Consider the following 23,842-nt stretch of genomic DNA (forward strand, 5'->3'; position numbering starts at 1 on the left):
TTAACCGGGTTGGCCCGCCATTGATCGGTATACATCAACCATGGTGAGAACCACGGCTGTGCGGCTACGCACAGCCTCATCCCGGACTTCAGTAAACTCCTGCTCCGCGGCCAACACCTCGAAATAGCCCACAAATCCCTGTTCGTAACGCGCCCGTGCCAATTCAACTGCTTTCTCGGCATTGGTCACGGCCAGGGCCAGCCGCTCTTCCCTTTCCTGGGCGCGCCTGTACCGAACCAACCGCGTCTCGGTTTCTTCCAACGCTTCGAGCACAGTTTGCTGGTAGCTTGCCAATGCCGCACGGCTCTCCGCTCCCGCAGCCTCAATACGGGCCCTTACCTTTCCGTGGTCCAGGAAGGTCCAGTCTATGCCGAGGGCCAAGCTGCGGGTTTCACCTGAGCTGGCAAACAGGTCGCTGGTGTCTGAAGCCAAAGTCCCGAGGAACCCACTCAATGTGAACCGGGGATAAAGGTCCGCAGTAGCAACGCCAATGCGAGCGGTAGCCGCCGCCAGCCGGCGCTCTGCAGCGGCAACATCCGGGCGGCGACGCAATACCTCACCAGGGCTGTCGACGGGAATAACTGGCAGGGTGTCCGGTAACGCACCGACCGCAGTCAGGGTATCCACCAGAGCCGTCGGCGGCTGCCCAACAAGGATAGCAATACGATGCATGGCTGCGCGCATGTTCGCCTGGAGGGTCGATAGTTCAGCGCGGTTACGTTCCAGTTGGGCGCGGGCACGTACCTGATCAAACTCTGTGCTCCGGCCAGCCTGAACCTGAGCTTCCACTATGTCCAGGGATTGCTGCCGCAGCGCGACACTCTGCAGTGCTACCTGATACTGCTGTTGCAGCCCTCGTAGCTCAAAGTAGCTGCTGGCTAACTGGCCCCCCAGTGCTACCTGTATGGTGCCAAGATCCGCACCAGTTGCTTCGAGTTCTGCCCTTTGAGCCTCACTGGCACGCCTCAGGCGACCAAACATGTCCAGCTCCCAACTGGCGGCAATACCCGCCTGATAACGTTGCACCCGGTCAGGGCCTGTTCCGGGAGGTGACCGTTCGATATCCGCCAGGTGCTGCTCGGCTGCCATGGCGCTGGCGGTTATGCTGGGCCATTGATCCCTCTGTGCGCCGTAAAGCAGCGCCGCCGAGCGCTCGTATTTTGCTATGGCGCCTTCAAGGGTGTGGTTCGCTGCCAGGGCCTGATCAATCAAGTCATCCAGCATTGGATCCCGAAATCCCTGCCAGAAAAGCTGTTGGCCGGCATCGCTGGCTACCATCTTACGGCCCTCGGAGAAGCCCTCTGGCTCCGGGCTGGACGGCGCACGGTAGTCAGGGCCGACGGCGCAACCAGTCAGGAGCAGTAACACCACGGACATTATGATCAGGTTATGCATGACTACCTCCCGGGAGAGCATCGTTGTCAGGTCCTTCTTCGCATTCGAGTGTGGACGTATGGTTGCTGTGCAAGCGTTGACCTCCAGACAGTTTGCGCAATGCTACATAGAACACCGGTGTCAGAAACAGGCCAAACAGCGTGACCCCGATCATGCCGGCGAACACGGCTGTGCCCAGAGCCTGGCGAACCTCGGCGCCGGCGCCGGTGGCCAATACGAGGGGAACCACGGCGGCGGTGAAGGTAATCGAGGTCATGATGATGGGCCGAAGCCTCAGCCGGCACGCTTCAAGCGCCGCTTCCACAATCCCCCTGCCCTGCAGCTCGAGCTCCCGGGCGAACTCAACAATCAGGATGGCGTTCTTGCAGGCGAGACCGATCAGTACAACCAGCCCTACCTGGACGAAGATGTTATTGTCGCCGCCACCGAACCAGACCCCGATCATCGCGGAAAGCATGCACATGGGCACGATGAGGATAACCGCCAAAGGCAATGTCCAGCTTTCGTACAGGGCAGCCAAAACCAGAAACACCAGCAGGATCGCCAGCGGGAAAACCACCAACGCAGCATTACTTTGGGTAGCCTGCTGGTAGCTCAGGTCAGTCCATTCGAAATCCATGCCGACCGGCAGCACTTGTTCCGCGAGTGTCGTCAAGGTTTCCATGGCCTGGGCAGAAGACAGTATCCGGGGGTCTGCTTCGCCGGCAATATCTGCCGCGGGGTAACCGTTGTAACGCAAAACCGGGTCCGGGCCGAAGCTTTGCCGTATGTTCACCATTGACCCGATGGGCACCATCTCACCCTGTTCGTTGCGGGTACGCAGGCGGGCGATGTCCTCTACGCTGTCACGGTGCTGGGTCTCTGCCTGGGCAATTACCTGCCAGGTGCGGCCAAATCGGTTGAAGTCGTTCACATAGGTGGAACCAAGATACGTCTGCAAGGTATGGAAAAGCTCGGTCAGCGGCACTCCCTGGGCCTTGGCCTTGATTCGGTCCACTTCCACGTCCAACTGAGGCACGTTTGCCTGATAACTCGTGATGGGATATCCCATACCCGGTGTCTGGCTGATTGCGCCCTGGAACTGGTTCACCGCATTCTGCAGGGCCCCATAGCCCTGGTTACCTCTGTCTTCCAGGAACAGCTGGTAACCCGAACCATTGCCCAACCCTAGAATTGGCGGTGGCATGAATGAGAAAGCCAGTCCTTCCTTGAGCTCACCGATTTTCTGGTTGATCTGAGCATTGATCTCTCCCGCGCTGAGTCTGCGTTCGTCAAACGGTTTCAAGGGAAAGAACACGACACCGGTATTCGAGGTATTGGTGAACTGGAGCGCATTCAGGCCCGGAAAGGCCACGGCGTTGGCCACGCCATCCGTGTCCATTGCGATATCCACCACCTGCTGCAGAAGCTGGTCGGTGCGTTCAAGCGATGCGCCCTCCGGCAGTTTCACGCCGGCCATCAGGTACAGCTTGTCCTGAACCGGTATAAAGCCCGGAGGTACCGCCTTGAACATCAGCCCGGTGCCAGTCAGCAAAACCGCATACACCACAAACACCATGCCACGCCGGCGCAGTGACCGCGCTACTCCTCCTTCGTATTTCATGGCACTGGAGTTGAAAAATCGGTTAAAGGGCCGGAACAACCAACCGAATAGCAGGTCGATGATCCGCTGTAGACTGTCTTTTGGCGCGTCATGGGGTTTAAGTAGCATGGCTGCCAACGCCGGAGACAGTGTCAGCGAGTTGACTGTTGAGATAACGGTCGATATGGCGATGGTCACCGCGAACTGACGGTAAAACTGCCCCGTCACGCCAGACAGGAACGCCATGGGAACAAACACCGCGCACAGCACCAAACCAATGGCAATAATAGGGCCGGATACCTCTTTCATGGCCTGATGAGCCGCCGCCATGGAACTCAGACCCTCCTCGATGTTTCGCTCGACGTTTTCCACGACGACGATGGCGTCGTCTACCACGATGCCGATGGCCAGTACCAAACCGAAAAGGGTCAGCGTGTTGATGGAGTACCCCAGGAGGTAGAGCGCACCGAAGGTCCCGATCACCGAAACGGGCACTGCCAGCAATGGGATGATGGAAGCGCGCCATGTCTGCAGGAACAGGGTGACCACCAACACCACCAGTAACACCGCTTCTAACAGCGTTGCTACGACAGACTTGATTGAATCACTGACAAAGATGGTAGTGTCATAAACCGCCTCGTACTCCACACCCGCGGGGAATCGATCGGCCAGTTCATCCATGGTCTCGATCACCTCGTCACGGATGTTCAGGGCGTTCGCCTCCGGGGCCTGAAAGATACCGATGGCCACGGCGTCCTTCCCATCCAGTTTGGAGCGGAGGGTGTAGTTGTTGGCGCCCATTTCCAGTCGGGCCAAATCCTTCAACTGAAGAATCTCGCCGTTGGCGCCGCGTTTGAGAACGATGTCGCCAAACTCTTCCACCGTTTCCAGACGGCCCCTCGCATTGATCAAGGTGAGGAAATCACTCTCTGGAGCGGGCTCGGCGCCTATCTGACCTGCAGACACTTGCACGTTCTGTTCACGCATGGCATTGATCACGTCGCTGGCCGTCAACCCACGGGCGGCAATCCTTTCAGGGTCAAGCCAGGCACGCATGGCATAGTCGCCTCCACCGAATATCTGGGCGTCTCCCACGCCCTGAATCCGTGCCAGGCGGTCGCGAACGTGCAGGCGCGCATAGTTGCGCAAGTAGAGCGTGTCATAGGTGCCATCGGGCGATGTAAGGTGAACCACCATCAGAAAGGTTGGAGACTGTTTCTGGGTAGTGACTCCCTGGCGGCGAACCTCTTCCGGTAACCGGGCAAGCGCCTGGCTCACCCGGTTCTGCACTCGCACAGTTGCATCTTCCGCGTTGGTCCCTGGTCGGAACGTCACGGTCATCTGCAGGACACCATCCGATCCGGCAACCGATTTGTAATACATCATGTCTTCCACACCGCTGATCGCCTCTTCCAGGGGTGTAGCGACAGTTTCGGCGATTTCCTTGGGATTGGCGCCCGGATAGACCGTACGTACCACCACGGAAGGCGGCACCACTTCCGGATACTCACTGATCGGCAAATTGGGAATCGAGATCAGGCCAATGGCAAATATGATGATCGATAGAACGGCGGCGAATATCGGTCGATCAACAAAGAATCGGGACACGTTCATCGGGACAACTCCTGCGCTATAGCAACCGCCCCTGAATCCCGGGCCGGCGCCCTCATGGCAATATGCTTCGGCCTGACCTCCACGCCGGGGCCGAACACCTTCTGCACGCCGTTGACAATGACCCGTTCGCCACTCTCGAGACCCTCGTTAATCACCAGGAGATCTTCTATTTGCCGCCCGGTTTTAACATGCCGGGGTACAACCCGGTTGTGCTGATCCACCACGTAAACGAATCGTCGGTCTTGATCGGCCATCACCGCTTTACGGCTGATCAGCAGCGCATGGTTGAGCTCGGCAACGGGCATTTCCACATGGGCAAACTGACCGTGCCTGATGGCACCGTCCGGATTTTCCAACACCGCGCGATACTGCAAGGTGCCGGTTCCGGGGTTAAGTTGGTTATCGACGAAGTCGAGCCTGCCCTTGTACTGGCGATCGCTTCCATCTCCGAACGAGACACGTACGCCCCGTAACGAATCATCGGCGAACAGTGTCTGGCTCCGTAAAGCGGATTTCTCATTTACCTCGAAGTACACGTGCACAGGGTCAACGGATACAACCGTCGTGAGCAGGGTTTGGTCAGCATTTGCAAGGTTTCCCTGGGTTACCACCGCCCGCCCGGCGCGGCCGTTGATTGGCGCCGTGACCTGTGTGTATTTCAAATCGAGCTCGGCGCTTTCCAGCGCGGCCTCGGCGGCCTGAACCCGAGCACGGGCACTCATCAAGGCCGCATGGCGTTGGTCGTACTCTTCCCTGGAGATGGCACGTCCTTCCATGAGTTTCCTGGCCCGATCAGCTTCGCTGGTGGCCAAGGTCAACTGGCTGTTGGCGAGAGCCAGTTCGGCAAGCGCAGCCTGTTTGCGTGCCTGATAAGGGCGCGGATCAATCTGGAAGAGAACGTCACCCGCGCTCACAAGTTCGCCTTCTTCAAAGGCAACCTGATTGATATAGCCACTGACCCTTGGTCGCATTTCCACGGTTTCCGGAGAGGCTATTCGACCGGTAAAGGATTCCCAGAGGGTAACCGGCTCCACCAGAACTTCCGCAACATCCACCTCCGGTGGAGGTGGTATGGTCATCGCCTCATCACTTTGTGCCTTACAACCACTCAGTAGCACCGCCAGTGCCGCGACCACACCAACGGTCTTGCTGAAACTACTCGTTTTTCCTGAAATCTGACGTTCCATGGTTTCTCGCTCCAGTATCTGGACGACCTTTTGGGCTGTCCTGGTTGCCAAGCAGTCGGTTGGATTGCTTGTTTAGTCGGTTGAGGGAAAACGGATTCGACACGCAGCCTAATTCCTCAAGTTAACTTGAGGTCAATAGAGCAAATCGAGGTGTTGGCTATGCATGAGATAGTGCTGGCCTATGAACTTCGGTGGTGCTTTCCCCAACAGGCCATTTACGATAAAGAGAGACTGGTTAAAAACGGTAGCGGGTTACTGCGGGAAGCTTGCCTGATTCTGTCAGACGTCCTGTACCCTGATAATCGGGGTTGCCAATTTCTGCGGCGTCATTGCCTGATTCTGCAAATTCAGGTGCGGCTTCGTACATTTCAGGGTATGAAGAATTATACTGCCCCGAAAGGGAGGACACCGATGACGGCCATCATTCCAGAGATTGCTGGCAATCTCTCAGTCAGCTTGCAACAACAGCTTGCCCGCGTAGCCAGTCAATGGACGACACATCAGGGCATTCAGGGAACTGCCATTGATGGGCTGGAACTGATTCGCTGTAACGAGCCATCCAGCTGCGGTTCCAGTGTTTACGAGCCGTCACTGTGCTTTGTGATTCAGGGCACCAAGAGCATCCAGTTAGGTGATCGCCAAATCACGTATGAACCGCTGTCCTATCTGGCCAGTTCGGTCCATCTTCCAGTACTGGGGCGTATCATTGAGGCCTCGGACGAGCGCCCTTATCTGGCAGCAAAGCTTAAGGTAGACCCTCAGGAGGTTGCCGAGCTCGTTCTGGAAATGGGTGATAAAGCCCCTCCCCTCCAGCCAGGCGAGTCCTGCCCGGAAATGCAGTGTGGTCTCTGCGTGTCCTCTATGGGCGAAGAATTGCAGGGAGGGCTTTACCGGCTACTTCGCCTCTTGGATTATCCCGGGGACATTCCCATCCTGGCGCCATTGGCGCGCAGGGAGATCATCTACCGGGTGCTGGTTGGTGAAATGGGTTCCCGGATGCGAAGATTTGCGGCCTCCGACACACACGCTCATCGAATTTCAACCGTTATCTCGGCGCTGAAGGATCATTATGCGGAACCTCTGCGCATCAGTGAGCTGGCGGAAGCTGCGAACATGAGCGAATCCACCCTGTATCACAGCTTCAAGCAAGTGACCCGGATGTCACCGCTGCAGTTCCAGAAAAAACTGCGCCTGCACGAAGCCCGAAGGCTAATGCTGACAGAAGGCCTGGAGGCCGCTACTGCCAGCTACAGAGTGGGTTACGAGAGCCCATCCCACTTTAGCCGCGAATACAGCCGCATGTTTGGAGCGCCGCCCAAAGCAGACGTCACACTCCTTCGTGGAGAGTGGGAAATACCCGACCCTGTTTTCTGATTATCCTGTCGTTCAGACCTGGCTTGCCGATTCCAGCATTATGGAACGAAATGCATTCGCAGCGGGCGAAAGTGACCTGCCATAACGCTGTACTGCCCCATAACGCGTCCGCAGCATCTCAATTCCGGTGACACGTAAGGTCGTCACCTGACTGGTGGCCAACAAACCTGACACCACAGGCTTTGGCGCGAGGCTAATTGCCTGGCTGCCTGCGACAATCGCTGCGAGCATAGCAACGTTGTCGCATTCGATTCTGCGTTTGAGCCCTCCATGTGAAGCGCTCATGGCTTGAATTTCACGCTCCAAATCTTCGGGTACATGAGTCATCGCCATGGGGTACTCCAGTAAATCTTCCCATACCAATTCCGCTTTACGGAGCAGCGGATGATCCGGGCGGCAAATAACAATAACCTCTGGCTGTGGTAAGGGAGTAATGTCCAAGTCTGGGTCCCCAGACAGTTCACCTGTATCAGCTACGAAAAGCTCCAACTCGTGATCCAGCAATGCCAGGCGCAGCCCCTGCCAGTTATCCGTTCGGATATTCAGTCGAATACCCGGGTAACGATCCACAAACCTGGCACACACCTTGTCCATTAATGCCAGCGCCGGATAAGGGCCGGTTCCGATATTCAATTCCCCGGTTTCCAATTCATCGATTGCCTGGACTTCCTGTCGCAACGACTCTGTTGCTGCCAGTAATCCGCGTACATGAGGCAGGGCGGCCTGACCGTGAGCTGTCAGCACCACGCCAAACCGACCTCTCTCGAACAGCGTCACCCCCAGTTGGTGCTCCAACTGTTGAATGCTGCGGCTTAATGCAGGTTGAGACAGGTGAACGACCTCACAGGCGCGGGCAAAACTCCCGCACTCCACCAAGGCCAGGAAATGTCGAATGTGTCTTGTATCCATTCCTGCATTTGTATGCGTAAAGCGCATACTAAGTCAACAAACTATGCATTGGATATACATCAAGACTCCCTTCAGACTGTCTTCAGGTGGCGTCGGGCCCGTCTGCCAACAACAATTCAGCCGCCAAAACGAGGAGTTCTTTATGCGCCCCATAGTTAGAAAGCTTGCTCTGGCCTCTTTCTGTGCCAGTTTGCTGTTGCCTGCATTTATTCAGGCCAGCCCATCGAAAGCCGCAACTGATATAACAGCGGAGCTTAATAAGTCGGTTTTGAACCAGTTGCCCTTTTCCGATACTCAATCCTTTGAGGATGCGCGCCGCGGCTTTATTGCGGCTCTGCCTCAGGGCAAGGTGGTGGATAACGAGGGGCACGTGGCCTGGGACATGGAGCCTTATACCTTCCTGCAGCAAGACACAGCGCCGGACTCCGTCAACCCTAGTCTGTGGCGCATGGCCCAACTGAATGCCATTCACGGATTATTTGAAGTTGTTGAAGGTATGTACCAGGTTCGAAATATGGACCTCTCAAACATGACCATCATCGAGGGCAACAGCGGTCTGGTGATCATAGATCCCCTTCTGACACCCGCCACTGCCCGTGCAGGCCTGGAACTGTATTACCAGCACCGAAGCAAGAGGCCGGTTGTAGCAGTACTCTATACACACAACCATGCAGATCATTTTGGGGGAGTAAAAGGTGTTGTAAACGAGGAGGATGTTCGAGCCGGGAAGGTTCAGATCTATGCTCCGGAGGGATTCATGGAGCATGCGATCGCTGAGAACGTGATTGCCGGCAATGCTATGACCAGGCGTGCCACCTACCAGTTCGGCGCCGGTCTTCCACCGGGCGAGCGAGGACACGTCGACACCGGGCTGGGTAAGGCACTCGGTAGCGGCCCTCTGAGCTTGATCGCTCCAACTGATACGGTTCCGGATAACGAAAGTCTCACCATTGATGGTGTTGAGATCGAATTCCAGATGGCGCACGGAACTGAAGCGGAATCAGAGATGATGATGTACTTCCCTCAGTTTGGTGTACTTAACACGGCCGAAATCACCAGTCAGCACTTGCATAACATCTATACCATCCGCGGTGCCGCAATTCGCGATGCCAGCGCCTGGGCCAGATTTATTGATAAAGTACTGGTACGGTTTGCCGATCGCTCTGACATTCTGATCGCCCAGCACCACTGGCCTGTATGGAATCGCGATGACATCAAACACTTCCTGGCGATCCAAAGGGACCTGTACAAATATATCCATGATCAGACAGTACGCATGATGAACCGCGGCATGCTGCCTGGAGATATTGCCGAGAACCTCCAACTGCCTGAGAGTCTGAACCGGGAATGGTCCGCTCGGGGTTACTATGGGACGATTCGCCACAATGCTCGCGGAGTTTACCAACGCTACATGGGGTGGTATGACGCTAACCCCGCCAACCTGAACCCCCTCCCCCCTCGGGAAGAAGCGAAGCGCACAATCGAATACATGGGCGGAGAGAAAAGTGTCCTCAGCAAAGCTCGCGCGGATTTTGACGCTGGTAACTATCGGTGGGTTGCATCAGTGATGCGGCATCTGGTGTATTCAAATCCAGAAAACAGAGAAGCCCGTGAACTGGCCGCCGACGCATTGGAGCAGCTTGGTTACCAGGCTGAGGCCGGTACCTGGCGTAGCGCCTATCTTGTCGGAGCCCACGAATTACGTCATGGCGTTATAACGCCCAAACATGCCGGTTTGCAGCCGGATCTTATGCAGGCACTGGAAACCAGTATGTTCTTCGATGCCATGGCTGTCAGACTGGACCCCGAGAGAGCCGAAGGAAAGCACCTGGTCATCAATTGGTCTGTCACCGATAAGAACGAAGATTTCAGGCTGAACCTCGAAAATGCAACGCTGACGCACAGATCGGGAGAGTTGGACGATAATGCCCATGCAAGTGTGAGTATGACTCGCGACGTACTGGACAATATCCTTCTGCAAAAAACCAGCTTCCCGAATGCCGTGGAAGCGGGTGACATCAGGGTGGAGGGTTCCCCGGAGGCATTTTTTGCTCTGTTGCAGATGCTTGAGGCCCCGTCAGTCGACTTTCCGATTATTGAGCCAGTTGACTAGGAAACTCGTGTCGCCTTGGGACCACTGCTACTTAGTCGGAATGGAAAAGTCCACTTCATCCATGGACTCTGCAAGAAAGTCCAACAATGCCCGGACCGCAGGTAGCAACCCCCGACGAGAGGGAAAAACAGCATGAAGGATCCCACCCCTTGGCTGCCAGCCTGGCAACACGTTGACCAGGCGCCCTTCTACGAGGTCTCGCCCGCCGACAATCAGCGGCATGCGCACCACTCCCAGGCCTTCCAGGGCCGCCTGCCTGAGAGTAAACACGTCATCAGTCACAAGCCTCGGCGAGTGCCGCACCTGGGCGGTGGCGCCGCTGGGGCCATCGAGGCACCAAATGTGTCGTCCATCGGATTGCTCAAAATCCAGGCTCGGCAGATTTGCCAGCTCATCCGGATTCTCAGGTTTGGTGTAATGATTGAAGAAGTCCTTGGACGCCATCAAACATTGCGGGCTTTTTGACAGCACCTTCATGGTTAGCCCGCTGTCTTCCAACGGAGGAAATCGGACCCGTAGCGCCAGGTCCAACCCCTCTTTCAAGACATCCACCCGGCGGCTGGTGGCGTCAATCTCGACTTTCACCTCCGGGTATTTGGCCATGAAGCGCACTAACAGCTGGCCAACGTGAAAATAGATCAAGCCTGGCGGGCAGCTCATCCGAATTACCCCCCTGGGCTCCGCCCGTGATCGATCTATCACCTCCTGAGCCGCCTCTGCCTCCACCAACATGGCAACACAGTGACGGTAATACTCCTGCCCCAGCTCTGTGATGGTAAAGCGTCGAGTAGAACGATTGATCAACCGGGTGTCCAGACGGTCTTCCAGGAACGCGATACGACGGCTCAGTTTGGATTTGGGCACGCCTAGTGCCCTTCCCGCCGGCGCGAAACCACCGTGGTCCACCACCTTGACGAAATAAAAGAGGTCGTTGAGATCCTGCATATCGGCCATCGTCCTGAAATTGGAACGGTGAGTATAGATTTTGCCATCTACTCACGCCAACCGTCCAAGCCTATGCTGGCCTTGTTGGCACTGCAGGCGAAGATTACTTCCAAAAGGGGGCATCATGCTGAAATCAATCCTTTCTACCTACACGGCACCTCGAGGCCATTGGGTCGGTAACGGATTTCCTGTCCGCTCCCTTTTTTCTTATGACCGCCAAGGCGCAAGCAACATCAGCCCTTTCCTGCTGCTTGATTATGCAGGCCCGGCAGATTTCTCACCCTCAGATAATCGCCGTGGCGTGGGCCAGCACCCTCACAAGGGTTTTGAGACAGTCACGCTGGTCTATCAGGGCGAGCTTGAGCACCGCGATTCCACCGGCAGCGGCGGCCTGATTGGTGCGGGTGACGTGCAGTGGATGACGGCCGGTTCCGGCATTGTGCATGAGGAGTTTCATTCTCCGGCCTTCTCGGAGAGCGGCGGCACCCTGGAAATGGTTCAGCTCTGGGTAAACCTGCCAGCCAGGCATAAAGAAACGCCTGCGGCCTACCAGACACTGCTAAACGAGGATATTCCCCGGGTATCGCTGGACAACGTTAATGGTCATCTGCGGGTTATCGCTGGCGACTTTCAGGGCCACCGGGGGCCGGCACACACCTTTTCGCCCATTAATGTCTGGGATATGGATCTGGAACCCGGCAGCGAGTTGTCTTTACCCGTGCCGGAGGGTGACACCACCCTGCTGGTGGTCCTGAGCGGTACGGTGATGGTAAACGGCACCGATGTCATGCGAGAAGCGGAACTGGCGAGCTTTGCGCGCCGGGGAAACGAAATACAACTGGCGACCAACAACTGCTCACGATTGCTCCTTCTCAGCGGCACGCCCTTAGACGAACCCGTTGTAGGCCACGGTCCATTTGTTATGAACAACGACGAGCAAATCCGACAAGCCATTCTAGACTTTCAGAATGGAGTGTTCGGCAACCTGAACCGCCAGTAGCCAATTGGCTCATTGGCTGTGCCCCGGCGAATGTCGCCGGTTTTTGATAAAAAACGAAAAGGAGAACGAACATGTCTTTTAAATACAATCGTTTGAACAAGGACGATGTTGCTCTGCTCATGGTAGACCACCAGTCCGGTCTGTTGTCGCTGGTTCGGGATTTCTCGCCAGATGACTTCAAGAACAATGTGCTGGCGCTGGCGGACATTGCCAAGTTCTTTGATATCCCGACCATCCTGACCACCAGTTTCGAAAACGGGCCCAATGGCCCGCTGGTGCCGGAATTGAAGGAGATGTTCCCCGATGCGCCGTATTTTGCGCGGCCCGGTCAGATCAACGCCTGGGATAATGAGGACTTCGTGAAGGCGGTAAAAGCCACCGGTAAGAAACAGCTGTTGATTGCCGGCGTGGTGACCGATGTGTGTGTTGCTTTCCCCACACTCTCTGCCCTGGAAGAAGGCTACGAAGTGTTTGTGGTAACCGACGCCTCCGGCACCTTTAACCAGACCACCCGCGATGCTTCATGGAGCCGAATGGAACAGGCCGGCGCACAACTGATGAACTGGTTCAGCGTTGGCTGCGAACTGCACCGTGACTGGCGCAACGACATCGAAGGTTTTGGCGGCATCCTGGCCAAGCACCTGCCCCATTATGCCAACCTGATGCAAAGCTTCGGCGCCCAGCAAGGATAAGTAACTGAAATCACAACTTCACCCACAGGGATCGTGGGTTTTGGTTGGCCAACCTGATACCGCGAACTTACTGAATCACGCTGCGGGGTAATCCCATGTCTGACGCCACACCCAACGTGCACTATAGTAGCGGGAGAACAATTTATATTCGGCACTCTGTTAAGGCCGATCAGAGAAACCGCTATGAAACCTGGCTAAGACAGATCATCAACGCGGCAGCCGAGTTTCCCGGTCATCAAGGCGTGCATATCGTTCGTCCGGCTACCGGGGAACACACTTTTGAAATTTCTGTACGATTTTCCAGCCGGTCCGAAGCTGAAGCGTGGTTAGATTCTGATATTCGGAAGGAATTGATCAGCGAGATACGTACTGCGCTCGAATCTCAGGAGCAGGTTGAGATCAAGACGGGCATCGATTTCTGGTTTACGCCACCAGCATCCGCTGCTCGACAGCCTACACGCTGGAAACAGTGGATGCTGACCACGGCAGTGATCTGGCCGCTAACCATGGTTGTTCCGGCAGTTTATAGACCGGTATTTGATTCAATACCGGTTCTGGGGACCTGGGGCGTACAACACGGTATCGTGGCCGCTACCATTGTCGGTCTCGTTGTTTATCTGATTATGCCAAGGCTGGTTCGCCTGCTGGCGGGCTGGTTGTTCCGCTGATCTCCCTCAATACATTTGTAAACTGGAGCCGATTATGAGCAATCTCTCACCGCAAACCGAATTCGACTGCCCAATCACCAAAGAATGTGGCGCCTTGGTTCAACTCCTTCAACCACGTGAACGAGACCTCGGCGGCTTTTCAGTGCGGCGGGTTCTTCCGGTGGTGGGCCAAAAGCTGATCGGACCCTGGATTTTCTTTGATCATATGGGGCCTGCACACTTTCCTGCCGGCGACGGCATCAATGTGCGCCCTCACCCGCATATTGGCATTGCTACCGTCACTTACCTGTTTGAGGGCGAAATCCTGCATCGCGATTCCCTCGGGAGCCTGCAACCCATCCGCCCGGGCGATATTAATCTGATGGTGGCCGGGCACGGTATTGTGCATTCAGAACGGGAACGCCCGGAGATCACGGCAACTGACCACACACTCCATGGCTTGCAGCTATGGCTGGCACTGCCTGAGGCGGAAGAAGAAACAGGTCCCGCCTTTTACCACTACCCGGAGAGTACCGTTCCCTCCGTGTCGGTAGGTGATGTACCTGTCCGTGTAATGATGGGTACCGCCTATGGTGAGACCTCTCCGGTGAAGGTGTTTGCCGACACTCTGTATATAGAAGCCTGGCTGAAGGCTGGCCAAAAGCTTACCTTGCCAGACGCCCGAGAACGCGGGCTCTATGTGGCGAAAGGTCGACTTCTGGCAGGCGGAACGGAGATTCCCGAGTTCTCCATGGCGGTTCTGGCAGAGCAGGAAGGCGTCACCGTTGAAGCCCTGGAAGAAACGCGGCTCGCACTAATTGGTGGCGAGCCCCTTGGTAAACGGTTTATCGAGTGGAACTTCGTTTCCAGTCGTAAGGAGAGAATTGAAGAGGCTAAACGGGATTGGGAAAACGGCCGATTTCCCACCGTTCCGGGGGATGAGGACGAGTACATCCCACTTCCGGGTTAGGAAAATCTGTTACAACCAGCGTCGAACTTCCGCCGAATACTGGTTGTATTGCTCTCCGAAGAGTGCCCGCATATGCCGCTCCTCGGGCTTGATCTGAAAGCGATTCATATAAAACACATAGAGCGGAAGCAACAACGCGGCGAACACACTGCCGAGATAAAGCCACCAAGCTGCCAGAATCGCCAGAAATCCCACGTACATGGGGTTTCTGGTGTGGCGATAAACACCATTGACCACCAGGCTATTGGTCTGGTGAGGCGTGCGTGGATCCACCGTTGTGCCTGCGCGCTTAAACGCGAGAACGCCCAGTAACGCGATGCTTGCACCGGCCATCAAAACAGCGGCGCAAAGAACCAGCCGCCCCGGAAAGGCGAAGTAACCGGAGGGCAGCACCCGGGAAACGGCCCACATCGCAGCCCCGAAGAGAAGCGTCAGGATAACCGGTGGAACCTTGAGTTCAAGCACATTCACTTGTCATTCCCTTCCACGTTTTTAACCGGGCAGTTTTGAAGTAATGCCAAGTGATGTATTGGCAGCATCCCGCACCTCCCGATACCGTTCCGGGTTGTTGATCAGCGTGTCCAGATTATCTTCCGGAAACATGGCTCTCAGTTTCGCTTTGGCTTCATCGTTTTCAACGATAGCGGGCATTAACTGCTCAAGCGCCCGCAGCATCGCCTCCGGAGATACCGAAGCCCCCGGAGATGCACCCAGTATGGTGCCGTAGGTTTTATCGGAAGACACGATAATCTCTGTGCCCATCTGCAAGTCACCGTCCTTGATGATCTGTACCCGCTGCCCCGCCTCTATGGGCTTCCAGTCAAACTTCTGGCTCAGGCCGGGGGCAAACTTGTCGAGGGCCGCCAACATACTTTTATCGCCTTTGAAAGTTTCGGAGATCAGATACTTGACCAGCGGGAAATGCTCAAGGGCCACATTCAGCAGTCCCGGAATATCGTGCAGCCGCATGGCCCGGAGGTAATCGAATAAGCCTCTGCCCTTTTCCAATACGGGCTTGAACGAAGCGAACGGGCCAAACAGGAGGTAGTGCTGGCCATCAGCCACCCGTAAATCCAGATGCGGTACCGACATGGGCGGGGCCCCGACCTCCGCTTTGCCATAGGTTTTGGCCCGGTACTGGTCGGCCTGTTCCGGGGTAATCCTGGCCTGCAGAAAACGCCCGCCCACGGGAAACCCGGTAAACCGGCGAGCGAAAGGTAGATGGCTCTTCTTCAGAATCGGAAAGGCTCCCCCGCCGGCACCCACAAACAGAACGTCCGCGCGGTGTTGCACCGGCTCGCCCCGGGTTTGGGTTTCCACCAACCAACTACCTGCCGGGCTGCGATGCACTCGCTTAACATGCACACCGTATTCGACCTTTACACCCAGCTGATTCACGGCGTATTCCGCCATCAGCTCAGTCAAGGCGCCAAAGTTGACGTCGGTGCCCGTTTCGATAACGGTAGCGGCCATTTTCTCATCGCGTGCGCGGCCTTCCATGGTGAAGGGAATCCAGCTTTTGATTTCATCAAAGTCTTCGGAGTAACGCATATGCTCAAAGAAATGATGGGCCGACATTTCTTTGAATCGCAGTTTCAACTCCTCGATGGAGGATTCAGATACGATGGTGCAATGCTTGGTCTGGTTGATAAAGCTGGTTGGCTCTTTAATAGCGCCTTTATCAACCAGGTAGGCCCAGAACTGTTTGGCAACGTTAAACTGGGCGTGAATTTTCAGGGCTTTCTCAACGGAAATAACCTCTTCATCCACCGGCGTGTAGTTGAGCTCGCAGTTGGCTTCGTGACCAGTGCCGGCATTGTTAAATGCCCAGGAGTTACCCGCCCCTGCGCGGTCCAGGCGTTCCAGAATGGTTACGTCCAACTCCGGGGCCAGTTCCTTTGCCAGGATGGCAAACGTCGTTCCCATAATGCCTGCGCCGATGATGGTTACTTTCATAGAGATAGCCGCCCGTGTCCGTTTGAGTGTCTTTAACTGAAATATCTTCCCAGAACCTAACATAATTCCAGAGGGCTCGATAACGATATCAGAATAGGCTACTATGGAACTGTATATTTATACAGTCATCCATAAACAGCGAGGAATCTACTTAATGGCTGTTCAATCTTTGTTCTACTCAGACCGCGACGGACTCGAAATGGCACTCAAGAATCCCGACTCGATGCTTTTCACTTCCAAAGCCGAAGCTGATGCCCGCGATAAAATGCTGGAGCTGTCGGAGAATATCCAGCTCTGGTTTGAGAAGAAAATCCCGGATATGCCGGAGCAACTGGCGGAGCAGTGCGCCCTGCTGATTGCTGAGAACAAGGACCTGTTCCAGAAAGCACTGAAGAAGCCAGAGATCCTGGCTGAAGCTGAGATTCCGGCTGACTAGAAACGAAGGCCCAGGCCAACACTGGCCGGTGTGACAATCCAGTGGTAGGCGACTTCCAACCGCTGCGGACCGATGTTTACTGTCACTGGTTTGCCGTACCCCGCCATTGAGTCAGGCTGGGTGCGTATAGCGACCTCGTTGACCAACATGCCCACGGCAAAGTTAATGGCACCGTCTTCCGGGCGGTCATCAATCACGCCAATGGTTAGACCTGCTGCCAGATTCACCGCAAACGGCAGCATTCTGGCATTCAGGCCTTGCCGGCTACGTTCCTGTCGGGCCAGCTCTACCCTCAGTGCTTCTGCCAGTTTCAAGTGCTCGGCGTCATCAGCGGCTGACGCCGCAGCCGCTCTATACTTTTTTAACGCAGGGCGATGGGGTTGGGGGGTCAGGTAGAGATTGCCCAGCGCCAATACCGATTTGACGGCAGACACCCGGGCATCAAGCCGGTCATCCGCATCTGATGCATTTCGGGAAACCACGCCATAAACCACGGCTGCGCCGCCGTAAATGCCAGCCCAGGTGTTGGTCCATACCCTGTCGTGCTGGGCGGCGTCACGAAACCCGGCTTCCAGCTGATGAACGCGCGCCTGTTGTGCCGATGTCATGCCATGAGCTGGTGTTAACGAGAGAAACCAGAGAGCGACAACGCCCATAACAATGATCGACTGACTGGCACCCTGCAACCGCACTGACATGAAGCCCCTCTCATCATAAAGTAAATCGTGTACGTTAATGATTTAACCGCCGGGTAAACGTGAGCCCGGTGGGAAAATAGCTCTTTTATTGAAATATTTGTTCGTACACTGGTCTGAAAATCGATGGTAACGTAACAACACCCGTAACCCGGAATACCATTTAGCAAGGAGTCTTTAATGGCCAATACCCGCGCATACGCAGCATCAGGTCCAACGTCGGGCCTGGCGCCCTACTCCTTTGACCGGCGTGAGCTGAGACCAGACGACGTCGCCATTGAAATTGATTACTGCGGCGTTTGCCACAGTGACCTGCATACCGTCGAGAACGACTGGGGCGGCTCTCAGTATCCCGTTGTTCCTGGTCACGAGATCATTGGCCGTGTCACTGCCGTAGGCCGGGATGTTACCCGTTACCAGCCCGGCGATCTGGTCGGCGTAGGCTGTATGGTTGATAGCTGTCGTACATGTTCCGCCTGCGATTCCGGGCTGGAACAATACTGTATAGAAGGCTCCACCATGACGTATGGAAGCCTGGATCGCCACGATGGCACCGTCACCCATGGCGGTTATTCCGAGAACATCGTGGTAAGCGATCGTTTCGTGGTACGCGTGCCGGAAAACCTGGACCCGGCCAGCGCTGCACCGCTCCTGTGTGCCGGTATCACCACTTACTCCCCGCTTAAGCACTTCAAAGTTGGCAAGGGCCATAAAGTGGGCGTTCTTGGTATGGGTGGCCTGGGCCACATGGGTGTGAAGCTGGCCAAGGCCATGGGGGCGGAAGTCACCATCTTCACCCGTTCAGAAAGCAAAGTGGCGGAGGCGAAGAAGCAGGGTGCTGATCACGTCATCATTTCCACAGACAAGGCCCAGATGAAGGCCGCTGCGGATTCCTTCGACTTCCTGCTCGACACCATTCCCGTGGCCCACGATCTCAACCCTTACCTGAAGTGCCTGAAATACGATGGCACCCATATTCTGGTAGGGCTGCTGACGCCTGTGGAGCCCGCACTCCAGGCGGGACTATTGGTAACGAAGAGGCGGGTGGTTGCCGGTTCGCTGATCGGCGGTATGCCGGAAACCCAGGAAATGCTGGATTTCTGCGCGGAACACAATATTACCTGTGACGTTGAAATGCTGGACATCCGCAACATCAATGACGCCTACGAGCGACTGAAAAGGAGCGACGTGAAGTACCGCTTCGTGATCGATATGGACACGCTCAAGCAAGGCTGATTGCCACCCGTTAACACCCCGGGCTGGCATTGTGTCGCCCGGGTGGTCTTTGACAATCCGCTAATAACCATTCCGGTTGCAAAGGGTTAGCATGGGTCTATTGTTATCGTAATCGACCCTGGACACAGCGCATGACTTTTGCACGCATTGCCGGAACCGGCTCCTATCTGCCGGACAACATCGTTACCAATCGCGACCTGGAGCAGAAGGTGGACACCTCTGATCAATGGATTCGTGAGCGCACCGGCATTGAACAACGTCACATAGCCCTGCCCGGCCAGTCCACCGTGGATCTGGCAGAGCAAGCCGCACTGCGGGCCATCGAAGCCGCCGGCATTGAGGTAACGGATATTGACCTTATTGTTTTTGCTACCACCACCCCGGATAAGGTTTTCCCGAGCTGTGCCTGTATTCTCCAGGCCAGGCTTGGTATTCAGGGATGCCCCGCCTTTGATATCCAGGCGGTATGCAGCGGTTTTGTCTATGCCCTGGCAACGGCTGAGAAGTTCATAAAAACCGGCACCAGTAAGAAGGCACTGGTCATCGGCGCTGAGGTGTTCTCCCGAATCATCAATTGGGAAGACCGGGGCACCTGCATCCTGTTCGGTGATGGTGCCGGTGCGGTAATTCTTGAGGCCAACGAAGAAACCGGAATTCTGTCCACTCACCTCCACGCCGATGGCCGCTACGAGGATCTGCTACACGTTCCTTGCGGCGTATCTAACCACTTCGATGCCATTAAGGCAGGCAATGCGTTTGTAGAAATGAAAGGCAACGAGGTGTTCAAGGTTGCGGTAAACACCCTTGGCCAGATTGTGGATGAAACCCTGCAGGCCAATCAGATGCGAAAATCCGACATCGACTGGCTGGTACCGCATCAGGCAAACCTGCGCATCATTGCCGCCACGGCCCGCAAACTGGATATGTCCATGGACCAGGTTGTGGTGACTGTTAATCGCCATGGCAACACCTCCGCAGCGTCCATTCCCCTGGCACTGGATGAGGCCGTTCGGGATGGACGTATCAAACGGGGTGAAACCGTTCTGCTGGAGGCCTTCGGCGGAGGGTTCACCTGGGGCTCCGCATTGCTGAAATACTGATCAGGCGCGGCGCCCTCATTCCCGAAAGCGCTATTATTATTTTCTTTTAGTATTTTTGGTTCTTAAAAAACTTTGTTAGATTGCTTCTCAGATTCACTATTTCCGGTTCTGAGGAGCGTCTGATGAAACAACTGCTTAAAGGATTTGCTCTGGGCGCAGCCCTGCTCTCCGCCCAGCCAGCGCTGGCGGCTGATCGCGAGCTTCTCAATACTTCCTATGACATCGCCCGGGAACTGTTCGCGGCCTACAACGTGGAGTTCCAGAAGCACTGGCAGGAAAAAACCGGTGAAACGGTCAATATTCGCCAATCCCACGCTGGCTCATCCCGCCAGGCGCAGGCCATCATTCAGGGCCTCAAGGCCGATGTGGCCACGTTCAACCAGGTCACGGATATCGATATTCTGCACCAGCGTGGAGAGCTGATTCCCGAGGATTGGGCTGACCGCCTGCCCAACAACAGCTCACCCTATTACTCCACCATGGCCTTTCTGGTCCGCAAGGACAACCCGAAGAATATCCAGAACTGGGATGACCTGGTTCGCGAAGATGTTGCCCTGATCATGCCTAATCCGAAAACATCCGGTAATGGTCGTTATACCTATCTGGCTGCTCTTGGTTATGCCCAGGATGCCTATGGTGACGATGAGGCAAAAATCGACCAGTTCATGGCCAGTATGCTTGGCCAGGTCAGAGTCTTCGACAGCGGCGGCCGTGGCGCCACCACCACCTTTGTTGAACGCGGCATTGGCGATGTGCTGCTGACCTTTGAATCCGAGGTTCTGAACATCGCCGATCGTTTCGAGAACGGCGAATACGAAGTAGTCACCCCCAAGGTCAGCTTCCTTGCAGAGTTTCCTGTGACCTGGATTGACGATTACACCCGCCAGAACGGGACTGAAGAACTGGCAAAAGAGTACCTGAGCCATCTGTATTCTGAAGATTCCCAGCGCTTGCTGGCCGGGTTCAACTACCGGGTCCATAACCAAAAGGTTATCGAGGAAAACGCAGACCGTTTCCGTGAGCTGAAGTTGAAATCCATCGACGAGATTGCTGGCGGCTGGGAAAACGCCATGACCAAGCATTTCAGCAGCGGTGGCAAACTCGACCAGTTACAGCGGCGTCGGTAAGAGGCTGAGATGTCTGCTCCCGCTCAAGTGAGCGCCGCCCCAGCGCGGCGCTTTTCAGGTCGTAGCAAACGGGTATTGCCGGGGTTCGGTTTGAGCCTCGGCATTTCGCTGTTTTTCGTCAGCCTGGTTTTATTGCTCCCGTTATCTGGCCTGGTGGTGGAAACATCCGGCATGACCTGGGATCAGTTCTGGTTCACGATCACCGATCCCCGGGTGGTTGAATCCTACAAGGTGACATTGTGGACGGCCCTGGCCGCATCGCTGTTTAACGGTGTCTTTGGCTTGTTATTGGCCTGGGTTCTGGTGCGTTATGACTTTCCGGGCAAGCGCGTACTGGATGCCTTTGTCGACCTACCATTTGCGCTGCCTACCGCGGTTGCAGGTATTACCCTCGCTACCCTGTTTGCCCAAAACGGCTGGTACGGCCAGTGGCTGGCCAAGCTGGGCATTGAAGTGGCGTTCACCCCTTTGGGTATTGTGGTTGCCATGGCTTTCACCAGCATTCCCTTTGTGGTGCGCACTGTCCAGCCTGTGCTGGAGGAATTGTCACCGGCGGATGAGGAAGCCGCCGTCAGCCTTGGGGCCTCCGATGGCCGGGTCTTCCGCAAGGTCATCTTTCCGTCATTGTGGCCCGCGCTGGTCACGGGCATCGCGCTTTCCTTCACCCGCAGCCTGGGAGAATTCGGCGCCATCATATTCATTGCCGGCAATACCCCCTACGTCAGCGAAGTCACCAGCCTGATGGTATTTATCCGGTTGCAGGAATACGACTACGCTGCGGCCAGCGCCATTGCCTCGGTTGTTCTGTTGGCCTCACTGGTATTGCTGTTTGCCATTAACCTCTGGCAGGGCCGATACCTGCGCCGTCTGGAGGGCCGATAGATGGCGGCTGAACATCATCGCGTTGGCGATCAACCCTGGGTGCGCCGCCTGCTCATTGGTACTGCGGTTCTGGTGTCGCTTGTTCTGCTGGTGATTCCGGTCGTGGTCATTTTCTTCCAGGCCCTGAGTTCCGGCTGGAGCACCTTTACCGGTAACGTGCTGGATCAGTTCACCCTGCACGCCATCGGCCTGACCCTGCTGGTTGCAGCACTGACGGTACCACTCAATCTCATCTTTGGTACTGCCCTCGCCTGGGCCGTTACCCGGTTCCGGTTTCCGGGCCGGAAACTGCTGGTGACCCTTATCGACATTCCCTTTGCCGTATCACCGGTAATCGCCGGCTTGCTGTATCTGTTGCTTTACGGCCGGAACGGTTGGCTCGGCGGCTGGCTGGCCACCCACGATGTCCAGTTGATGTTTGCCTGGCCGGGCATTGTCATGGTCACCGTGTTTGTGACCTGCCCGTTCGTTGCCCGCGAGCTGATCCCACTGATGCAACAGCAAGGCAGTGAGGAAGAAGAAGCCGGCGTGGTTCTGGGTGCGTCTGGCTGGCGTATTTTCCGGAAGATTACCCTGCCTAACATCAAGTGGGCGCTGATCTACGGCGTAGTACTGACCAATGCCCGCGCCGTGGGTGAATTCGGTGCCGTGTCGGTTGTTTCAGGTAACATTCGCGGTGAAACCAATACCTTACCGCTGCATGTTGAACTGCTTTATCAAGATTATAACGTGGTAGGCGCCTTCGCCAGTGCCGCCCTGCTGGCAACCATAGCCATCCTGACCCTAATTGTTAAAGCCTTTGTAGAGTGGCGCCAATCCCGCCCAACGATCCTGACGCCCGAGAAAGGAGGTGTCTGATATGAGCATCACTATCGACCAGATTTCCAAAACCTTCGGCCGTTTCCAGGCGCTGAAAGACGTTTCTCTGGAGATTCCTGAAGGTAAACTGACCGCGCTTCTGGGGCCGTCCGGCTCGGGCAAAACCACGCTGCTGCGGATTATCGCCGGGCTTGAATCTTCGGACTCTGGCCGAATCCTGTTTGGCGGCGATGACGTCAGCAACCTGCACGTTCGGGATCGTAATATTGGCTTCGTGTTTCAGCACTACGCCCTGTTCCGTCATCTTACCGTGGCAGAGAATATTGCATTCGGCCTGGAGTCCCTGCCCCGCAAACAACGGCCGACAAAATCCGAGATACGCCAGCGGGTGGCCAAACTGCTGGAGATGATCCAGTTACCGCAACTGGCCGACCGATATCCGGCGCAATTGTCCGGTGGCCAGAAGCAACGGGTGGCCCTGGCCAGGGCCCTGGCAACTCAGCCCCGTATACTGCTGCTGGATGAGCCCTTTGGCGCCCTGGATGCGAAAGTGCGCAAAGACCTGCGTCGCTGGTTACGGGCGCTGCATGACGAGTTTCATTTCACCAGCATCTTTGTCACCCACGACCAGGAAGAAGCCCTGGAGCTATCCGATCAGGTGGTGGTCATGAGCCAGGGACAGGTGGAACAGGTCAACGAACCTACCGATCTGTACGCACGGCCCGAAAGCCGGTTTGTGTTCGACTTCCTGGGCCATGTCAATGTGATCTCCGGCGTCGTGAAAAATCATAAGCTGGTTCAGGGGGATGCCTGGGTGTCTCTGCCCGGGCAGAGGTCTGACCAGGAAGCCCAGCTGTACTTGCGCCCCCATGAGGTCCACCTTGCCCGGGCGCCGGCGATTCACGCCCGTTTACCGCTGCGTATCGAAGCCATCAGTCTGATTGGCTCGGAAGTGCGGATAGAGCTTGTGCCGGTGGGCTGGAACAGTGACGAGATCTGGGAAGTTGGCATGAGCCACAACGAATTCGCCCGCCACAACCCAAGCAGGGGTGAACTGTGGTACGCGGTGCCAGACATAGGCCACCTGTTCGTTGCCGATAGTGCCCAGCCACGATCCGTCGACTGGGCTTATACCACAGCGGCTAACGCCAGTAATATGTGAT

At 56.0% G+C, this 23,842-nt stretch carries 21 protein-coding genes; 13 read left to right on the top strand and 8 right to left on the bottom strand.

Going from position 1 to position 23,842, the window contains the following annotated elements; genetic code table 11:
- The 3 genes from FIV08_RS09880 to FIV08_RS09890 are packed head-to-tail and all read right to left on the bottom strand — an operon-like array spanning position 1 to position 5,778.
- Positions 1–1,395, bottom strand: coding sequence for an efflux transporter outer membrane subunit (locus tag FIV08_RS09880; protein WP_152438196.1), 1,395 nt, complete (start codon positions 1,393–1,395; stop codon positions 1–3).
- Positions 1,388–4,591, bottom strand: coding sequence for an efflux RND transporter permease subunit (locus FIV08_RS09885; RefSeq protein ID WP_152438197.1), 3,204 nt, complete (start codon positions 4,589–4,591; stop codon positions 1,388–1,390). The genes FIV08_RS09880 and FIV08_RS09885 overlap by 8 nt, the downstream gene beginning before the upstream one ends.
- On the bottom strand, positions 4,588–5,778 hold the full coding sequence (locus FIV08_RS09890) for an efflux RND transporter periplasmic adaptor subunit (RefSeq protein WP_152438198.1): 1,191 nt from the start codon (positions 5,776–5,778) through the stop codon (positions 4,588–4,590). The genes FIV08_RS09885 and FIV08_RS09890 overlap by 4 nt, the downstream gene beginning before the upstream one ends.
- A gap of 411 nt (positions 5,779–6,189) precedes the next feature.
- On the opposite strand from FIV08_RS09890, the gene FIV08_RS09895 reads away from it, so the two are divergent.
- On the top strand, positions 6,190–7,152 hold the full coding sequence (locus tag FIV08_RS09895; RefSeq protein WP_152438199.1) for an AraC family transcriptional regulator: 963 nt from the start codon (positions 6,190–6,192) through the stop codon (positions 7,150–7,152).
- A gap of 12 nt (positions 7,153–7,164) precedes the next feature.
- Here the strand turns inward: FIV08_RS09895 and FIV08_RS09900 are convergent, their stop codons facing one another.
- On the bottom strand, positions 7,165–8,061 hold the full coding sequence (locus FIV08_RS09900) for a LysR family transcriptional regulator (RefSeq protein ID WP_152438200.1): 897 nt from the start codon (positions 8,059–8,061) through the stop codon (positions 7,165–7,167).
- 142 nt (positions 8,062–8,203) lie between these two features.
- Between FIV08_RS09900 and FIV08_RS09905 the strand changes: the two genes are divergently transcribed.
- Positions 8,204–10,174 carry an alkyl/aryl-sulfatase gene (locus tag FIV08_RS09905; protein ID WP_152439635.1) on the top strand — a complete coding sequence of 657 codons (1,971 nt, stop codon included), beginning with the start codon at positions 8,204–8,206 and terminating at the stop codon, positions 10,172–10,174.
- 27 nt (positions 10,175–10,201) lie between these two features.
- Here FIV08_RS09905 and FIV08_RS09910 read toward each other — a convergent pair whose 3' ends face one another.
- Positions 10,202–11,119: a LysR substrate-binding domain-containing protein gene (locus FIV08_RS09910; RefSeq protein WP_152438201.1), complete on the bottom strand. Its 918-nt coding sequence runs from the start codon at positions 11,117–11,119 to the stop codon at positions 10,202–10,204.
- Positions 11,120–11,246: 127 nt separating this feature from the next.
- Here FIV08_RS09910 and FIV08_RS09915 point away from each other — a divergent pair, with 127 nt between their 5' ends.
- The 4 genes from FIV08_RS09915 to FIV08_RS09930 all read left to right on the top strand — a co-directional run bounded on the left by FIV08_RS09915 (position 11,247) and on the right by FIV08_RS09930 (position 14,428).
- Positions 11,247–12,119, top strand: coding sequence for a pirin family protein (locus tag FIV08_RS09915; protein WP_152439636.1), 873 nt, complete (start codon positions 11,247–11,249; stop codon positions 12,117–12,119).
- Positions 12,120–12,190: 71 nt separating this feature from the next.
- Positions 12,191–12,811, top strand: coding sequence for an isochorismate family cysteine hydrolase YcaC (gene ycaC, locus FIV08_RS09920; RefSeq protein WP_152438202.1), 621 nt, complete (start codon positions 12,191–12,193; stop codon positions 12,809–12,811).
- Between the two features lie 95 nt (positions 12,812–12,906).
- On the top strand, positions 12,907–13,479 hold the full coding sequence (locus tag FIV08_RS09925) for an antibiotic biosynthesis monooxygenase (protein ID WP_152438203.1): 573 nt from the start codon (positions 12,907–12,909) through the stop codon (positions 13,477–13,479).
- Between the two features lie 34 nt (positions 13,480–13,513).
- Positions 13,514–14,428: a pirin family protein gene (locus tag FIV08_RS09930; RefSeq protein ID WP_152438204.1), complete on the top strand. Its 915-nt coding sequence runs from the start codon at positions 13,514–13,516 to the stop codon at positions 14,426–14,428.
- Positions 14,429–14,437: 9 nt separating this feature from the next.
- Here FIV08_RS09930 and FIV08_RS09935 read toward each other — a convergent pair whose 3' ends face one another.
- Positions 14,438–14,899 (bottom strand): methyltransferase family protein, encoded by a 462-nt coding sequence (locus FIV08_RS09935; protein ID WP_152438205.1) that lies wholly within the window; start codon positions 14,897–14,899, stop codon positions 14,438–14,440.
- 21 nt (positions 14,900–14,920) lie between these two features.
- Complete coding sequence (locus FIV08_RS09940; RefSeq protein ID WP_152438206.1) at positions 14,921–16,384, bottom strand: malate:quinone oxidoreductase; 1,464 nt, start codon at positions 16,382–16,384, stop codon at positions 14,921–14,923.
- A 154-nt stretch (positions 16,385–16,538) separates the two neighbouring features.
- On the opposite strand from FIV08_RS09940, the gene FIV08_RS09945 reads away from it, so the two are divergent.
- Positions 16,539–16,820, top strand: a complete 282-nt coding sequence (locus FIV08_RS09945) for a YebG family protein (RefSeq protein ID WP_058091036.1) — start codon at positions 16,539–16,541, stop codon at positions 16,818–16,820.
- Here the strand turns inward: FIV08_RS09945 and FIV08_RS09950 are convergent.
- The gene (locus tag FIV08_RS09950; protein WP_152438207.1) at positions 16,817–17,518 is read right to left on the bottom strand and encodes a hypothetical protein; all 702 of its coding nucleotides are present in this window, start codon (positions 17,516–17,518) and stop codon (positions 16,817–16,819) included. The two genes, FIV08_RS09945 and FIV08_RS09950, sit on opposite strands and share 4 nt — an antisense overlap.
- Positions 17,519–17,695: 177 nt before the next feature.
- Here FIV08_RS09950 and FIV08_RS09955 point away from each other — a divergent pair, with 177 nt between their 5' ends.
- The 6 genes from FIV08_RS09955 to FIV08_RS09980 all read left to right on the top strand — a co-directional run bounded on the left by FIV08_RS09955 (position 17,696) and on the right by FIV08_RS09980 (position 23,841).
- Positions 17,696–18,751 carry an NAD(P)-dependent alcohol dehydrogenase gene (locus FIV08_RS09955; RefSeq protein WP_152438208.1) on the top strand — a complete coding sequence of 352 codons (1,056 nt, stop codon included), beginning with the start codon at positions 17,696–17,698 and terminating at the stop codon, positions 18,749–18,751.
- Between the two features lie 131 nt (positions 18,752–18,882).
- On the top strand, positions 18,883–19,851 hold the full coding sequence (locus FIV08_RS09960) for a beta-ketoacyl-ACP synthase III (protein ID WP_152438209.1): 969 nt from the start codon (positions 18,883–18,885) through the stop codon (positions 19,849–19,851).
- Positions 19,852–19,973: 122 nt separating this feature from the next.
- Positions 19,974–20,978 (top strand): thiosulfate ABC transporter substrate-binding protein CysP, encoded by a 1,005-nt coding sequence (gene cysP / locus FIV08_RS09965; protein WP_152438210.1) that lies wholly within the window; start codon positions 19,974–19,976, stop codon positions 20,976–20,978.
- A 9-nt stretch (positions 20,979–20,987) separates the two neighbouring features.
- Positions 20,988–21,860, top strand: a complete 873-nt coding sequence (cysT, locus tag FIV08_RS09970; RefSeq protein WP_152438211.1) for a sulfate/thiosulfate ABC transporter permease CysT — start codon at positions 20,988–20,990, stop codon at positions 21,858–21,860.
- Positions 21,861–22,718: a sulfate ABC transporter permease subunit CysW gene (gene cysW / locus FIV08_RS09975; protein ID WP_152438212.1), complete on the top strand. Its 858-nt coding sequence runs from the start codon at positions 21,861–21,863 to the stop codon at positions 22,716–22,718.
- Between the two features lies 1 nt (position 22,719).
- Complete coding sequence (locus FIV08_RS09980; protein ID WP_152438213.1) at positions 22,720–23,841, top strand: sulfate/molybdate ABC transporter ATP-binding protein; 1,122 nt, start codon at positions 22,720–22,722, stop codon at positions 23,839–23,841.
- Position 23,842 lies beyond the last annotated feature (1 nt).

Origin of the sequence: Marinobacter sp. THAF197a, assembly GCF_009363275.1 — a bacterium.
GTDB lineage: Bacteria > Pseudomonadota > Gammaproteobacteria > Pseudomonadales > Oleiphilaceae > Marinobacter.

Excerpts from the sequence above, each read along its gene's own strand:
- FIV08_RS09880 (WP_152438196.1), bottom strand. The coding sequence starts at position 1,395 with ATGCATAACCTGATCATAATGTCCGTGGTGTTACTGCTCCTGACTGGT.
- FIV08_RS09885 (WP_152438197.1), bottom strand. The coding sequence starts at position 4,591 with ATGAACGTGTCCCGATTCTTTGTTGATCGACCGATATTCGCCGCCGTT.
- FIV08_RS09890 (WP_152438198.1), bottom strand. The coding sequence starts at position 5,778 with ATGGAACGTCAGATTTCAGGAAAAACGAGTAGTTTCAGCAAGACCGTT.
- FIV08_RS09895 (WP_152438199.1), top strand. The coding sequence starts at position 6,190 with ATGACGGCCATCATTCCAGAGATTGCTGGCAATCTCTCAGTCAGCTTG.
- FIV08_RS09900 (WP_152438200.1), bottom strand. The coding sequence starts at position 8,061 with ATGGATACAAGACACATTCGACATTTCCTGGCCTTGGTGGAGTGCGGG.
- FIV08_RS09905 (WP_152439635.1), top strand. The coding sequence starts at position 8,204 with ATGCGCCCCATAGTTAGAAAGCTTGCTCTGGCCTCTTTCTGTGCCAGT.
- FIV08_RS09910 (WP_152438201.1), bottom strand. The coding sequence starts at position 11,119 with ATGCAGGATCTCAACGACCTCTTTTATTTCGTCAAGGTGGTGGACCAC.
- ycaC (WP_152438202.1), top strand. The coding sequence starts at position 12,191 with ATGTCTTTTAAATACAATCGTTTGAACAAGGACGATGTTGCTCTGCTC.
- FIV08_RS09925 (WP_152438203.1), top strand. The coding sequence starts at position 12,907 with ATGTCTGACGCCACACCCAACGTGCACTATAGTAGCGGGAGAACAATT.
- FIV08_RS09930 (WP_152438204.1), top strand. The coding sequence starts at position 13,514 with ATGAGCAATCTCTCACCGCAAACCGAATTCGACTGCCCAATCACCAAA.
- FIV08_RS09940 (WP_152438206.1), bottom strand. The coding sequence starts at position 16,384 with ATGAAAGTAACCATCATCGGCGCAGGCATTATGGGAACGACGTTTGCC.
- FIV08_RS09945 (WP_058091036.1), top strand. The coding sequence starts at position 16,539 with ATGGCTGTTCAATCTTTGTTCTACTCAGACCGCGACGGACTCGAAATG.
- FIV08_RS09950 (WP_152438207.1), bottom strand. The coding sequence starts at position 17,518 with ATGTCAGTGCGGTTGCAGGGTGCCAGTCAGTCGATCATTGTTATGGGC.
- FIV08_RS09955 (WP_152438208.1), top strand. The coding sequence starts at position 17,696 with ATGGCCAATACCCGCGCATACGCAGCATCAGGTCCAACGTCGGGCCTG.
- FIV08_RS09960 (WP_152438209.1), top strand. The coding sequence starts at position 18,883 with ATGACTTTTGCACGCATTGCCGGAACCGGCTCCTATCTGCCGGACAAC.
- cysP (WP_152438210.1), top strand. The coding sequence starts at position 19,974 with ATGAAACAACTGCTTAAAGGATTTGCTCTGGGCGCAGCCCTGCTCTCC.
- cysT (WP_152438211.1), top strand. The coding sequence starts at position 20,988 with ATGTCTGCTCCCGCTCAAGTGAGCGCCGCCCCAGCGCGGCGCTTTTCA.
- cysW (WP_152438212.1), top strand. The coding sequence starts at position 21,861 with ATGGCGGCTGAACATCATCGCGTTGGCGATCAACCCTGGGTGCGCCGC.
- FIV08_RS09980 (WP_152438213.1), top strand. The coding sequence starts at position 22,720 with ATGAGCATCACTATCGACCAGATTTCCAAAACCTTCGGCCGTTTCCAG.